Consider the following 12,872-nt stretch of genomic DNA (forward strand, 5'->3'; position numbering starts at 1 on the left):
GTTTAAGGCAAGGTATGGAAGTGTGGCTTTTAGGTTTGTTTTTGTTATTGGGGGGGGTTACGGGGGTGATGTCTGGATTTTTTGGCATTGGGGGGGGGGATGGTGATCGTGCCCACCATGCTGGTGCTAGGGCATTCCTATGATAGCGCGGTGGGGATTTCTATTTTACAAATGGCCTGTTCCTCTGTAGTGGGGAGTGTGGCTAATCTGAGAAAAGGGCTTTTGGATGTCAAAATAGGGGTGTGGGTGGGGCTTGGGGGGATGGTTGGGGCGAGTTTTAGCGGGCTTATTTTAGATAGCTTTTCACATAAGACCTTGCTAGGAGCATTTATTATAGTAACTTGTTATTCTTTCGTACGCTTTGTCTTCAAGTCTAAGGCCACCCCCCTAGAATCCAAAGAGCCCCTAGCCCTCAGCATTAAACACAAAGCCCTATTACTAGGTATTGGCGCGCTTACAGGCGTGTTTGCCATTAGCTTAGGCATTGGGGGAGGCGTGTTGATGGTGCCCCTGTTGGCCTATTATCTTAAAATCCCGGCCAAGCAAAGTGTACCCTTGGGGTTGTTCTTTGTGATCTTCTCTTCCATCAGCGGGGTGGTTTCTCTAGCGCGCCACTCCTTGCTAGATTTTCAGGATTTACAATGGGGTTTGATGGTGGGGCTTGGGAGTGTGGGAGGGGTAATTTTAGGGGTCAAACTCGTGCCCCTAGTGAGCACTCTTTGGCACAGACGCGCCCTCCTAACAGTGTATACCTGCGCGATCCTTGTGTCTATTTACAAATGGTTTTAATCCGCAATGCGCCCCCCAATGCCAGCTAAATTTCCCGCTTGAAATAGCTTAGGCGCGCACAAAGGGGCGTTTGGGCGCGCCTATGTAGGCAGAAGTGGGGCGGATGATGCGGTTATGGGCGCGTTGTTCAAAGGCATGCGCCATCCAGCCAACTACTCTAGAGAGCACAAAAAAGGGAGTGTAATAGAGCCTCTCAAGCCGCAGGTAGTGGTAGATCAGCCCGCCAAAAAAGTCAATATTATCCGGTAAGCCCTTTTTTTGCTTGACATGATCGCGAATTGCCACGGCGATTTCAAAGAGCTTAGGATCGCCTAAGTGTTTGAGTTGTTGGACTAATTCAAAGCCCACCGCGCTTCTAGGGTCGGCGTGTTTGTAGATGCGATGCCCAAAACCCATGATTTTTTCCTTGTTAGCAAATAGCCTATCGACTTCTTGTAAGGCCTCTTCCACGCTGTGGAAACGCAGAATAAAGGCAATTGCCAATTCATTAGCCCCTCCATGTAAACGGCCTTTGAGCGTACCAATACCTGTAACCACACAGGAGTAGAGGTCAGAAAGCGTACTGGCAGTGATGCGATTGGCGTAAGTGGAGGCGTTAAATTCATGCTCGGCGTAGAGCGTGAGCATCGAATCCATCGCCTTGATTTCAATCTCTAAGGGTTTTTTGCCCCGTAAGTACTCTAGGAGGTAATGCGCCATACCCAGTTCAGAGCCCAAAGAAACTCGTTTTCCGTGTTTGTGGTAGTGATGCCAATAGATGAGAATTGCAGGTAATGCGCCCAAAATTTGCAAAGCACAAGCATGCTGGTTAGAAAAATCAAGGGCTTCTGGCTGCGCGCAACCAAGCGCGACCACACCTGCTTTGAGCACCTCCATCGGGTGGGTGCTGATGGGCAAGGCCTCCAACACCTGTTGCACAATACAGGGGAGTTCTCGATACTCCTGCAGGGCTTGTTTAAACTCTCTGAGTGCGCCCTCTGTAGGCAAGTCCCCTTTGAGCAACAAATAGGCCACTTCCTCAAACTCTGCCCTGAGCGCTAATTCTTCAATAGGATACCCCCGATAGCACAGACCCCCATGCGTGTTGCAAATAGCCGAAGACCCCGCCACCACACCTGCCAATCCTTCCATCACTCACTCCTTCTTCAAAATGCCAGATTATAGCAAAGAAAGCCCACTAAAATTAAGACAAGGGAGAGTTAGACTCGTTATGGCTAAATTCAGCTATAATATTCAAAACTTCTAAAAAGAGGGTGCGTGAAAGAAAAGAACGTCTTTGAGAAAATTGTCGCTGGGGAGTTGCCTTGTAAAAAGGTCTTAGAAAACCAAGATTTTCTAGCCTTTGAGGACATTAACCCCAAGGCTCCCATCCATGTGCTTGTGATCCCCAAAGTGGGTGTGAAGGATTTTAACGCCATTACCCCCGAGCTCTCTGCTAAAATCAATGCCTTTATTTTAGAGGTGGTCAAGGTCTTAGGACTCGATCAAAAGGGTTATAGGCTCATCACTAATATTGGTGCTGATGGAGGGCAGGAAGTACCCCATTTACATTTCCACATTCTAGGGGGGGCTAAACTCACATGGCCCAAGCTCCACTAGATTCTAAGGACACCCAACGCTTTTTAGCGCAAATGTTTGCGCCCTTGCTCAAGGCGCAATCTAAAACCCAGCAGCTTGCATGTGTGCGCGAGAGTCTTCTGCTAAAAAAGGGAGTACGTTACTTTGATTGGACGGCTTCTGGGCTAGCTAGCACCTTGATAGAAAAGCGCGTGTTAAAACTGCTACCCTATTATGCCAACGCGCATTCGGAGTTCTCTAAACACGCATCGTTAATGCAACAAATTTATGCAGAGAGCAAGGCGCGCGTTAAAAAGAGTTTGAAGCTGGGGGAAGATTTTGTCATTTTGATAACCAGCTTTGGGGCTAGCCATGCCATCAAGCGCTTTCAAGAGATTCTAGGCATTTACATCCCTCCTAAGAGTCGCCAGGTGATCGGGAAGTTAGAGGGGATTGCTCTGCCAAGAGTCATCATTGGCCCCTACGAGCACCATTCCAATGAAATTTCTTGGCGTGAGGGGTTGTGCGAAGTGGTGCGCTTGGAGCTAGACCCACAGGGGCTATTTTCTTTGCAGAATTTAGAACAAGCTTTGCAAGAAGCCCAAAAAAACACCCGTGGATTTGTACCCCTTGTTTCTGTGGGCGTGGCCTCCAATGTTACGGGCATGATCGTGCCTTATCAAGAGATCGCCAAACTTTGTGCGCGTTATCGAGCTCGTTTGGCCTTTGATGCGGCCGCTTTTAGTCCGCATGACAATTTGGAATCTGTGGAGTTCGATGCGCTCTTTCTTTCTGCACATAAACTCTTGGGGGGGGTGGGAGCATGTGGGATTTTGGGCTTAAAAAGGGAGCTCATTGATAACACCTTGCCCCCTAGTTTTAGCGGGGGTGGGGTGGTAAAATATGTGAGTCGGAGCACACAAGAGTATGTAGACAGCCCAGATGTACGCGAAGAAGTGGGCACTTATGGTTTAGTACAACTCTTTAGGGCGGCGTTGGCGTTGCAATTGCGCGATGAGATTGGTACACCCACCATCAGGCGGCGCGAGAGCATGCTCTCTAAAGTCTTCATGCATGCCTTGGCACAGATCCCAGCTGTGCAGATCTATGGCCACCCTAGCGTACCCCGGTTGGGCAATGTCGCCTTTAATGCTAGCGGGGTGTCTTGCTATACTTTAGCGCGTTTTCTTAGCCACCAATTTGGCATCGAGACTCGGGCCGGGTGTTCATGCGCGGGGCCCTATGGACATGATCTGCTCGATATGGAAGATAGTAGCTTTTGCACTTTGCAAGAGAAGGGGCTAAAACCGGGTTGGTTGCGCGTGAGTTTGCACTACAGCCACACCTTAGAAGATGTAGATTTTCTCGTGGATCGAATTGGCAAGGCGATCCAAACATTGCGTGGAGGTTGAGATGGAAGAAGTCGTGCAAGAAGCCACTTGGATAGAATTAGAGGAATTTTTAGAGGTTTCCAAATTGCCCAAAGAAAGGGTTCTAGCTCTCATTGCAGACAAGAGTATTCTAAGCAAACACGATGAAGAACATATTTGGGTGGATTTGCACAGCGCCACGCAAGTCTTGGCTAGACGTGTAGTAGGCAAGAATGTCGTGCCTAAGGCGGGTTACCCGGCTTTGCTAGAAAATATGGGGAGTCACGCGCTCGATCCCGTCTTTGTAGAAAAAACCATCAATACCATTTTGAGCCTGCATGATAAGGTGATTGGTGCTAAAGATGAGGCAATTTACGCGTACAAAAACGAAAATGGTTTTTTGAAAGATGCGGTCATAGACATGCAGGAGGTCTACGAGGAGGATAAGCGCACTATTGAAGTGTTGCAAGATGAGCTCACAAAACTACGCGAAGAGATTGAATTTATGAAACGCAAGTACCGCCTGATGTGGGGTAAGGTTACGGATATGGGGAATGTCAAATAATTAGGGGATTTTGTGTAACAGTTGCTCGAGTTGGGCATTGAGTTGCTCGAGTTGGGCATTGAGTTTAGAGATATCGCGCACCTTCGTCAAGTAGGCCTTGAAGAGATCCATCGGGGCGATCTCTTTGAGATGGAAAGTGTCTTTGACTTCATTGAGTGCCTCGGGGCTAAAGCTAGAATCTAAGGTAATCTTATAGCGCCTTCCCCCGATGGTAACTTCAATGGTTTGAGAAGGGGGAGCAACACTCATGTTTCAAACACTTTGACAATTTTGTCATAGAGTTCTTGAAGACGCTTGTCCTTATTGGCAATCTCGTCATAGAGGGCGTTGATTTGGCGATCTTTTTCCTCATGCTGGGTGGTGAGGGCGGCGTTTTTGAGTTGCAGATCCTTAACCTCCTCTTCTAAGAGCGCTAGCTTCACCAAGAGATCGTCAAGCTTTTCATGGATTTGGTCTAGAATATCCTGCCCCATTGCAATCCTTTATGCTAACTAATAAGGGCGTATTATAGCAGAATATCCCCTTTAATGCGGATTTTAGGGGCGTTTGAGTCCGCTGGTGTTGTAGCGGGTGAAACCTTTTAGCCCATAGGCTTTTAGGGCGTACAAACGGCTTTTAAGAGCGCGGCTAATGGAGGTGTGGGTGGTGCGCGCAAAACAATGCTCATGGTAGATTTCTGGACAGGCGATGGCGTTTTGCAAGAAAGCTAAAATTTTTGCAAAGCTCAAATCATTGCAAAAAGTACCCCTGCCCTCTTTGGTATGAAGGGGAGGAGTATAAAGCATCTCTAAATAGGCATTAGGATGGGTGTCTAAGTAGCGCACAAAATCTATCGCTTCGTGAAAATCTTTAAAGTCGTGCACATTGACAAAGCTCTTGGGGTTAAAATCCTTTGCCACCTCTGGGTTACCCCAATAAATGGGAATGGTGTGGGCAAAATAAGCGTCAACAATCTTTTCTGTGGTATAGCCCAAGCCCTTTGTGTTTTCAAAGCATAGATTGAACTTATAATGGCTTAAGAAATCCCATTTATTGGCCACCGGTTGCCCGGTGGTGTTAAAGACCTTGCCCCCTCCGGCTACAGGGCGGTAGGCATTCAATTCTTGATAAAAGCGGTTGCGCTCTGGGGCGTTGGAGTTAGAAGCCACAAAGCTGGCAAAATCGCGCCTATTTAGATCGCACCCCTCTCTAGCGCATGCGTCTAGGTTAGGATAGGCGTGTGCAAAGGGGGGTGCGTGCAAAGGGGGGCTATCTGGTAGCAAAAAAGGGGAGTCTTGGTGGACACATAACACAGCGTAGAGTTTGAACAAATGCAGATAGTATAGGGGCACGCGCAAATAGCGTTCATGAAAATGCAGATGATCAAAGCCCAAGCCAAAATCGTAAATATCAAAATTGATTCTCTCATTCTCGCCCGTGTAACCGATGCGCTTTTGGGGGAAGTCTAAGATTTTCTTATGATAGCCCTCGAGTCTGAAAGACGCGCCAAAGACAATATCGCAGGGCTCAAAGGGGGAGTTTTGATAACGGAGTTGGTAAGCCTGTGAGAGAATATATTCAAAGCCATGCGCGGAGAACTCCGGACAATGGGACAAGCCCACCACTAAGGGGGGCTTGTGTGCCTGAGGGCTTAAACATCTAGACGCGCTGTAAGCCTCCAGAAGGGGCGCGAACATTAATTAGCCTGAAAGGCATAGATTTGATGCCCATAACCCTTGAGCAGTTTACAACACAGAAAGTGTAAGATCAGTGCGCCCAAAAAGGGCAAGAAGGCATAAGCCACCAACACCCGTACAAAGGGTTGATCTAGGTGGTGCAATAGGGCTTCTTCATACGCCTTAATAGGACCGATGAGTCCCACAATCCCAAACCCAGCGCTCTTGGCATCGCCGGTGATGTGGAAAAAATAGGTGATCAGCCCCCCCACAACCCCATTAGAGACAATGCACGCGTACATCACCGGGGCTTTAAAGAGATTGGGGATCATCATTTTCATGCCCCCTAACAAGAGCGCTATGTTCACACCCATTTTATTTCTAGCAAATAGGGAGCCCACAATCAACACGGCGGTGGTGGAAGTAACACCCAAATTTGCCGCCCCTGAAGCCAAACCGGTCAGCCCAATGATGAGGCTTAGCGCAACTGTGGAGATGGGCGAGATGATGATAATCGCATAGGAGATCGAGATGAGCACACTCATGGGCAAGGGGTGGAGTTGGGTGAAATACACGATGGCATCCCCAATTTTTAAGGTAACACTGGTGGTGTAGGGCAAGATCAGCAAGCCCAAACAGCCACAGAACACAGAGATAGCAATGGGCTGTAAAATGATGGTCAACGATCCAAATTTATCGCCCAACCATTTCGTGAGCAAGACCGCAAGCGCGGCGATGATGAGCACATTGAGCAAATCCCCTATGCCCACCAATGCCAAACCATGGGCGGTGTGTTTGACCACCCCAGAGGCAATAAAGGTCGCTACGCCAATAATGGCAGATTTCATGGGGTTAAAGTTGAAGGCAAGCCCCACTAATACGCCCGTGATGAGCGAGACCAATGCCTGCAAAATGATCAGGGCATCTAAGAACAACGCAATAGCGTGGATAGAGTTATAGGGTTTGAGCAGAGCCCCCAAGATCGCATTAGGGGCTAGAGCGATCACCACGGCTAATGCCATGCCATACAAAAGCTTGAGCAAGAAATCCTTCACTACATCTCCCTTGAATGTCTAAGAGACCTTCAACACCCAACCTTGAGGCGCATCCAAGTCTCCAAATTGCATGCCCACCAAAGTATCATAGAGTTTCTGCGTGGTGGGCCCGGCTTGCTCTTGGCTATAAAAGACGTGGAGTTTGTCTTTATAGAAAATTCCCCCTACGGGCACAATGACGGCAGCTGTCCCGCACACCCCTGCCTCGCTGTATTCATGCAAGGAATCAATAAAAACATCTCCTTCCACCACTTCTAAGCCTAAATACTCCTTAGCCAAGTGCACTAAGGACATGCGCGTGATACTGGGCAGAATAGAGGGGGAATAGGGGGTTACAAACGCCCCACTCTTTTTAGAAATGGCAAAGAAATTCGCAGCGCCCACTTCTTCAATTTTGGTGTGTGTGGCGGGGTCTAAATAGACACAATCGCTAAAACCCTGTTCTTTAGCCAATTTAGCAGGGAGCAAACTCCCCGCATAATTGCCCCCTACTTTAGCTGCCCCCGTGCCATTGGGCGCGGCGCGATCAAATTCAGAAACGATAAAATTAGCCGGGCGCACCCCTTCACGAAAATAGGGGCCCACAGGCGCACAAAAGACCACAAAGAGATATTCTTTAGCCGGTTGCAAGCCCAAACCTGCACCCACACCCAACACGAGGGGGCGCACATACAAAGTCGCCCCAAATCCATGGGGAGCTACCCATTTTTCATTAGCCTTTACCACTTGGGTACAGGCCTGTACGAATAGCTCTTCAGGCACAGGAGGCATCAGCAGGCGTTGGCAAGATTTTTGGAGACGTTTGGCGTTTTCCTCAGGGCGGAATAAATTAATCGAACCATCTTTACAGCGGTAGGCCTTGAGCCCTTCAAAACACTGTTGCGCATAGTGCAAAGCAGGAGAAGCTTCGTGTAAGACTAATTGGTTATTTTCTACCAAGTTACCCGCACTCCACGCACCATTTTTATAATGGGCAATAAAACGATAATCAGTTCTGATATACTCAAAGGCTAAATTAGCCCAGTCTAAATTAGACATAGAAACTCCTTTTTGATGTGGTAATGAAACAGTGCAAAGAGTGTTCCATGGAATCGCGTTAACACAACATTAAAGTCAATAATACTATAATACTATCGTTGTTTATTTAGATTATACGCAGGGGAAATAGATGATTAAAAAGCTTTTCTTGGCCGCCCTCTTAGTGGCGCAAGTACTTGCCGCCACACCCAAAGACACGATTGTGATTGGCATTGAGAACGAAACCGCACGCATTAACCCGCTTTTTGATGAAGACCATGATAGCGCGTTAGATTTTGTCTTCAGCGGTTTGACACGCTTTTCCCCAGATATGAAAATTGAGCCAGACTTGGCCAAGAGTTGGAAGGTGAGCCAGGATGGCCTCGTGTGGGTCTTTGATCTTCGAGACGATGTCCTTTGGCATGATGGGCAAAAATTCAGCGCGCAAGATGTAAAATTTACCATAGAACAAGCCCTCAATGAGAAACTCAACGCCCCCGCGCGCGCCAGCTTTGAAGAAGTCAAAAGCGTGGAAGTTTTAAGCCCTTATAAGCTTCAGATCACCCTAAAATCCCCCTTCCCTCCCTTGTTAGACGCGCTTAGTATCGGCGTGTTGCCCAGGCATCTTCTAGAAGGCAAGGATTTGAACACTGATGCCTATAACCAACACCCCATTGGCACGGGGCCTTTCAAATTTGCTAAGTGGCAAAAGGGGAGCTACATTAGTTTTGTGGCCAATACGCATTTCTATCGAGGAAGCCCTAAAGCCCCAAAGGTTATCTTAAAAATTGTGCCCGATTACAATGTGCGCACCTATGAGATCAAAAACGGTTCTTTAGATGTCGCCCTTGTAGAGCCTAATTTGGTCAAGAGCTTAGAGAACGATAAACGCATCAAGATCATGGACATGAAAAGCGCGGATTACCGAGCGCTAATGTTCAATTTTCACAACGAACTCTTAAAATCTTTGGCGGTGCGCCAAGCGATCAACTACGCCATCAATAGAGAACTCATTGCCCATAAAATTTTACATGGTTATGGCTTTGCGGCCAATAACCCCATCCAAGCCAGTTGGGCCAATGACAAAGATGCCCAAAGCTACCCCTACAATCCTAAAAAAGCCCAAGAGATTTTGCGTAAGGACGGCTGGAAGCTCAAGGGAGGGGTTTTTTATAAGAACGGCAAACCCTTAGAGTTTGACATTTACGCTTTTAATAGCGATCCCTTGCGCGTTACTTTAGCCAATATTTTACAAAGCGAATTGGGCAAGATTGGGATCAAAGCCCATGCCATTGCCAAAAACCATGGGGCGTTTGAGATTGACAAGGTAGATAGCTTCATCATCGGTTGGGGGAGTCCGCTAGATCCTGATGTACAGACTTACCGCGTCTTTAGCACTAAAATGGACGCGAGCACTAATGAGAACGGTTGGAATTACAACCACTACAGCGACAAGGCTGTGGATGAAGCCTTATTGAAAGCGCGCACTACGGACAAGATCGATCAGCGTAAATTTTGGTACGCCAAATTCATCCACGCTTTATATGAGAACCCCCCCTTTGCCTTTTTAGTCTATTTGCGCTATCCGCTAGCCTATCGTAGCGATATTACGGGCATTCAGCCCACGATCTTGGGCCACCATGGAGCGCGTTTTACCTATGATATAGAAAAGTGGAGCAAGCGTTAGTGTCCTTATTCATCGCCAAGAGAGTGCTTGGGGCGTTGGTTTTGCTATGCGTCTTTAGCTTTGTGATCTTTGTGATGTTGAATCTCTCTAGCGGGAATGTGGTTTCAGGAATCTATGGGGATAGTATCCAAGCCCTTAACCCGGCGGTAAAGGCGCGCGTGATCGCTAATTTGGGTTTAGATCGCCCCTTGTGGGTGCGTTATTTCGAGTGGCTGGGGCGGGTGTTGCGCGGGGATTTTGGAGTGAGTTTTGCCAGTGGGGAGAGTGTAGCAGACATCATTAAGGAACGCCTGCCCTACACCTTGATTCTAGGTTTGAGTAGCTTTGTGTTAAGCTTTATGCTCGCTCTTGTGCTGGGGGTGTTGAGCGCGTTATTTAAAGATTCTTGGTTGGATAAAGTAGTATTATTGAGCACTCTGGCTTTTTTCAGCATTCCAAATTTTTGGCTGGGCTTGATTTGCATCATGATCTTTAGCGTTATGCTAGGGATTTTTCCTAGCTCAGGGATCTACGAACTAGGCGGGGATCAGAGTTGGGGTGACTTGTTATGGCACATGGTATTGCCCATCGCTGTGCTCACGCTTTCGCACCTAGCCATTTATATCCGCTTGGTACGCAGTGTCTTGTTAGAAAGTTTACAAGAGCCCTTTGTAACCAGCTACAGGTCATGGGGCGTGAGCGAAAGAGTGATCCAGCTAAGATTAGTGTTGCGCTATTCTCTCTTGCCCATCATTAGCTACTTTGGGGCCAATGCAGCTGGAATCCTAGGGGGGACCTACATTGTAGAAAGTGTGTTTTCCATAGGAGGCTTGGGCAATACCACGATCAACGCGCTTCTTAGTAAGGATTACCCCCTAGCCCTGAGCATTATTTTGCTGAGCACGATTGTGGTCGTACTGTTCAATCTTTTAGTGGAAGTCATGGCCAAACTTCTCAACCCTAGATGGCAGACATGAAAAAAGTTGTCATGTATGTGGCGTTGGTTTTGGGCGTGGTGGTCTTGCTCCCCTTTTTTGCCCCCTTTAACCCCACCCAAGTGGATTTAACCCAGCTCAAGCTCCCCCCCAGTGCCACGCACCTACTGGGTACGGATTTCCTAGGGCGTGATGAGTTGTCTAGACTCTTCTTTGCGTTGCGTAACTCGGTATTCATCGGGCTATTGAGCGGGGTGTTTGCGATGTTTATCGCCTTTGGTTTTGCCTTTCTCTGCTTGAATGCGCCCAAGTTACTCCAGTCCTTGTTACTGCGCTTTTTAGATGGGTTCTTATCTTTGCCCAATTTGCTCCTCATTTTGCTCTTTAGCGCGTTTAACCAGCGCGCCTTTGGCATGTGGAGTTTGAGCTTACTCTTGGCCGTATTTTCTTGGGGAAGCGCGGCTAAGGTGATTTATGACGAATTTACCAATATCCGCACCCAAGAATTTATCTTAAATGAAAGGGCGTTGGGGGCGGGGCGTTTTGCGATCATGTTTGCCCAAATCTTGCCCGTAGCCAAGAGCAGCGTCTTTGTGCTCTTTATCAACACTTGTGCGCATGCCATCAGCGCAGAAGCCTTGTTGAGTTTCTTTGGATTGGGGCTTATGGTGGGGGAAGCGAGTTTGGGCAATATGCTCAATGAAGCGTCCCAAGCCATTTTTACGGGGGTGTGGTGGTTGGTGCTAACTCCCGGGTTAGCTGTCTTTGGGCTGGTCTTTGGGCTCATGTTAGCAGGGCAAAAGGTGCAAAAACATGGTTGAAGTGGCGCATTTGAATATCCACGCCCACCAAAGCCAAATTTTATACGATGTGAGTTTCTGTACTAGGGCGCATTTGGCAATCTTGGGGAGCAGCGGGAGTGGGAAAAGCACATTGGCAAAGGCGATCTGTGGGATTTTACCCCACCATCTTAAAGTCCAATACGCCAAACTAGCCACTGATGGGCGTGCGGGTTATGTGTTTCAAGACTGTATCAGCTGTTTTTTTCCCTACCTGCGTGTTCAAGACACCTTTAAAATGGTTCTAAAAGATCAATGCGCCAAAACCCCACCCATTTTTGAGCAACTTCATATTCCCAACAAAGTATGGGGGCTTTACCCCTATGAACTCAGTCGGGGCATGGCAAGTCGCATCCAGATTGCCCTTAATCTAGCCCTAGAAGCTAAAATTTTGCTTCTAGATGAAGTAACCAGTTCCCTAGATAGCGCGAACACTAAAAGCGTGATAGATTTGCTCCTGCGTTTAGAAACCCAAAGGCTGGTCATCACTCATGACGAGGAGGTGGCCTATGCCCTTTGTGATGCCGTGTTAGTCTTAGAAAGCGGGCGGGTAACTTATTTTGGGGATAAGATGGGGTATTTCTCATGAGCTTAGAAGTGGTGCACCTAGAGAAATCCTATGGGCAATACCCTATTTTAAAGGACATTAGTTTTCGTGTAGAAAACGCGCAGAGTGTGGCATTAATAGGGTCTAGCGGGAGTGGGAAAAGCACATTGGCAAAGTGTATCGCTAGGCTAGAGAGTTTTGATCGCGGGCAAATTTTATATAAGCAGGAGAACATTCTAGCCCTCAAAGAAAAGGAGTTTAGAAAGACTATCCAATACGTTTTTCAAGATCAACTCACCGCTCTTAACCCAGCCAAATTAGTCAAGGACCTTTTGGGCGATGTGTGTAAGCGTTTTGGCACCCAGCAAGATTTAGAACAGGTGATGCACCATGCTAAACTCGCCCCTGCGCTCTTAGAGCGTTACCCTAGAGAGTTAAGCGGGGGAGAGAGGCAAAGATTAGGGATCGCGCGCGCGATGTTGGTACGCCCCCAAGTCCTGCTCTTAGATGAGATCACCAGCGCGCTAGATAAAAAGCTCAAATACGAAATCATGGAAGTGTTGATGGCTTATCAAAAACGCTACCAAACCACGATGATCGCCATCACCCACGACAAAGCCATCGCGCAAAAATACTTCTCTCGCTCTCTAGTCCTTGAAAATGGGAAATTATTAGAATAATTACGTTATCATCCCCCTTATTTTACAAATGAAGGAGTTCCTATGCAACAAGCACACAACAACCTAAGCCAAGAGCTCAAAGCCACCAAACGCGCCCACAGATTGTTTTTATCCGTGCTGGAGGATATGGGGGGGTGATTTAACCCCTTTTAAAGAAGAGTTAGAGGATTTAAGCACAAAGTTTAACCAGCTTTTAG

15 protein-coding genes are annotated in these 12,872 nt (G+C 47.7%); 9 read left to right on the plus strand and 6 right to left on the minus strand.

What is annotated here, in order from left to right:
- Positions 1 to 81 precede the first annotated feature (81 nt).
- The gene (locus tag EAO38_RS05640) at positions 82 to 789 is read left to right on the plus strand and encodes a sulfite exporter TauE/SafE family protein (RefSeq protein WP_235852534.1); all 708 of its coding nucleotides are present in this window, start codon (positions 82 to 84) and stop codon (positions 787 to 789) included.
- A gap of 48 nt (positions 790 to 837) precedes the next feature.
- Here the strand turns inward: EAO38_RS05640 and EAO38_RS05645 are convergent, their stop codons facing one another.
- Positions 838 to 1,920, minus strand: coding sequence for a citrate/2-methylcitrate synthase (locus EAO38_RS05645; RefSeq protein WP_121021921.1), 1,083 nt, complete (start codon positions 1,918 to 1,920; stop codon positions 838 to 840).
- A 126-nt stretch (positions 1,921 to 2,046) separates the two neighbouring features.
- Here EAO38_RS05645 and EAO38_RS05650 point away from each other — a divergent pair, with 126 nt between their 5' ends.
- The 3 genes from EAO38_RS05650 to EAO38_RS05660 are packed head-to-tail and all read left to right on the plus strand — an operon-like array spanning position 2,047 to position 4,281.
- Positions 2,047 to 2,388, plus strand: a complete 342-nt coding sequence (locus tag EAO38_RS05650) for a histidine triad nucleotide-binding protein (RefSeq protein ID WP_121021923.1) — start codon at positions 2,047 to 2,049, stop codon at positions 2,386 to 2,388.
- On the plus strand, positions 2,370 to 3,758 hold the full coding sequence (locus EAO38_RS05655; protein WP_121021925.1) for an aminotransferase class V-fold PLP-dependent enzyme: 1,389 nt from the start codon (positions 2,370 to 2,372) through the stop codon (positions 3,756 to 3,758). Before EAO38_RS05650 ends, EAO38_RS05655 begins: the two co-directional genes overlap by 19 nt.
- A gap of 1 nt (position 3,759) precedes the next feature.
- Positions 3,760 to 4,281: a DUF3972 domain-containing protein gene (locus tag EAO38_RS05660; RefSeq protein ID WP_121021927.1), complete on the plus strand. Its 522-nt coding sequence runs from the start codon at positions 3,760 to 3,762 to the stop codon at positions 4,279 to 4,281.
- Here the strand turns inward: EAO38_RS05660 and EAO38_RS05665 are convergent, their stop codons facing one another.
- The 5 genes from EAO38_RS05665 to EAO38_RS05685 form a co-directional block, all read right to left on the minus strand.
- On the minus strand, positions 4,282 to 4,530 hold the full coding sequence (locus EAO38_RS05665) for a hypothetical protein (protein WP_121021928.1): 249 nt from the start codon (positions 4,528 to 4,530) through the stop codon (positions 4,282 to 4,284).
- Positions 4,527 to 4,754 carry a DUF904 domain-containing protein gene (locus EAO38_RS05670; RefSeq protein WP_121021930.1) on the minus strand — a complete coding sequence of 76 codons (228 nt, stop codon included), beginning with the start codon at positions 4,752 to 4,754 and terminating at the stop codon, positions 4,527 to 4,529. The genes EAO38_RS05665 and EAO38_RS05670 overlap by 4 nt, the downstream gene beginning before the upstream one ends.
- 63 nt (positions 4,755 to 4,817) lie before the next feature.
- On the minus strand, positions 4,818 to 5,957 hold the full coding sequence (locus tag EAO38_RS05675; protein ID WP_121021932.1) for a glycosyltransferase family 10 domain-containing protein: 1,140 nt from the start codon (positions 5,955 to 5,957) through the stop codon (positions 4,818 to 4,820).
- Entirely contained in the window at positions 5,957 to 6,991 is a 1,035-nt protein-coding gene (locus EAO38_RS05680) for a PTS sugar transporter subunit IIC (RefSeq protein WP_121021934.1), read from the minus strand. The genes EAO38_RS05675 and EAO38_RS05680 overlap by 1 nt, the downstream gene beginning before the upstream one ends.
- 18 nt (positions 6,992 to 7,009) lie before the next feature.
- Positions 7,010 to 8,029 carry a branched-chain amino acid aminotransferase gene (locus EAO38_RS05685; RefSeq protein WP_121021936.1) on the minus strand — a complete coding sequence of 340 codons (1,020 nt, stop codon included), beginning with the start codon at positions 8,027 to 8,029 and terminating at the stop codon, positions 7,010 to 7,012.
- A 130-nt stretch (positions 8,030 to 8,159) separates the two neighbouring features.
- Here EAO38_RS05685 and EAO38_RS05690 point away from each other — a divergent pair, with 130 nt between their 5' ends.
- Genes EAO38_RS05690 through EAO38_RS05710 form a run of 5 tightly spaced genes read left to right on the plus strand, consistent with a single transcriptional unit; the run spans position 8,160 to position 12,675 of the window.
- Positions 8,160 to 9,695 carry an ABC transporter substrate-binding protein gene (locus tag EAO38_RS05690; protein ID WP_121021938.1) on the plus strand — a complete coding sequence of 512 codons (1,536 nt, stop codon included), beginning with the start codon at positions 8,160 to 8,162 and terminating at the stop codon, positions 9,693 to 9,695.
- Positions 9,680 to 10,651 (plus strand): ABC transporter permease, encoded by a 972-nt coding sequence (locus EAO38_RS05695; protein WP_235852535.1) that lies wholly within the window; start codon positions 9,680 to 9,682, stop codon positions 10,649 to 10,651. Before EAO38_RS05690 ends, EAO38_RS05695 begins: the two co-directional genes overlap by 16 nt.
- Positions 10,648 to 11,430 (plus strand): ABC transporter permease, encoded by a 783-nt coding sequence (locus EAO38_RS05700; RefSeq protein WP_121021940.1) that lies wholly within the window; start codon positions 10,648 to 10,650, stop codon positions 11,428 to 11,430. Before EAO38_RS05695 ends, EAO38_RS05700 begins: the two co-directional genes overlap by 4 nt.
- Positions 11,423 to 12,037: an ATP-binding cassette domain-containing protein gene (locus tag EAO38_RS05705; RefSeq protein ID WP_121021942.1), complete on the plus strand. Its 615-nt coding sequence runs from the start codon at positions 11,423 to 11,425 to the stop codon at positions 12,035 to 12,037. Before EAO38_RS05700 ends, EAO38_RS05705 begins: the two co-directional genes overlap by 8 nt.
- Positions 12,034 to 12,675: an ABC transporter ATP-binding protein gene (locus EAO38_RS05710; RefSeq protein ID WP_121021944.1), complete on the plus strand. Its 642-nt coding sequence runs from the start codon at positions 12,034 to 12,036 to the stop codon at positions 12,673 to 12,675. Before EAO38_RS05705 ends, EAO38_RS05710 begins: the two co-directional genes overlap by 4 nt.
- Positions 12,676 to 12,872: the final 197 nt, after the last annotated feature.

This window comes from Helicobacter vulpis, from assembly GCF_003660395.1.
Taxonomy (GTDB): domain Bacteria; phylum Campylobacterota; class Campylobacteria; order Campylobacterales; family Helicobacteraceae; genus Helicobacter; species Helicobacter vulpis.

Coding starts and splice junctions, on each gene's coding strand:
- EAO38_RS05670 (WP_121021930.1), bottom strand. CDS start 4,754: ATGGGGCAGGATATTCTAGACCAAATCCATGAAAAGCTTGACGATCTC.
- EAO38_RS05660 (WP_121021927.1), top strand. CDS start 3,760: ATGGAAGAAGTCGTGCAAGAAGCCACTTGGATAGAATTAGAGGAATTT.
- EAO38_RS05675 (WP_121021932.1), bottom strand. CDS start 5,957: ATGTTCGCGCCCCTTCTGGAGGCTTACAGCGCGTCTAGATGTTTAAGC.
- EAO38_RS05665 (WP_121021928.1), bottom strand. CDS start 4,530: ATGAGTGTTGCTCCCCCTTCTCAAACCATTGAAGTTACCATCGGGGGA.
- EAO38_RS05645 (WP_121021921.1), bottom strand. CDS start 1,920: ATGGAAGGATTGGCAGGTGTGGTGGCGGGGTCTTCGGCTATTTGCAAC.
- EAO38_RS05705 (WP_121021942.1), top strand. CDS start 11,423: ATGGTTGAAGTGGCGCATTTGAATATCCACGCCCACCAAAGCCAAATT.
- EAO38_RS05710 (WP_121021944.1), top strand. CDS start 12,034: ATGAGCTTAGAAGTGGTGCACCTAGAGAAATCCTATGGGCAATACCCT.
- EAO38_RS05685 (WP_121021936.1), bottom strand. CDS start 8,029: ATGTCTAATTTAGACTGGGCTAATTTAGCCTTTGAGTATATCAGAACT.
- EAO38_RS05700 (WP_121021940.1), top strand. CDS start 10,648: ATGAAAAAAGTTGTCATGTATGTGGCGTTGGTTTTGGGCGTGGTGGTC.
- EAO38_RS05655 (WP_121021925.1), top strand. CDS start 2,370: ATGGCCCAAGCTCCACTAGATTCTAAGGACACCCAACGCTTTTTAGCG.
- EAO38_RS05690 (WP_121021938.1), top strand. CDS start 8,160: ATGATTAAAAAGCTTTTCTTGGCCGCCCTCTTAGTGGCGCAAGTACTT.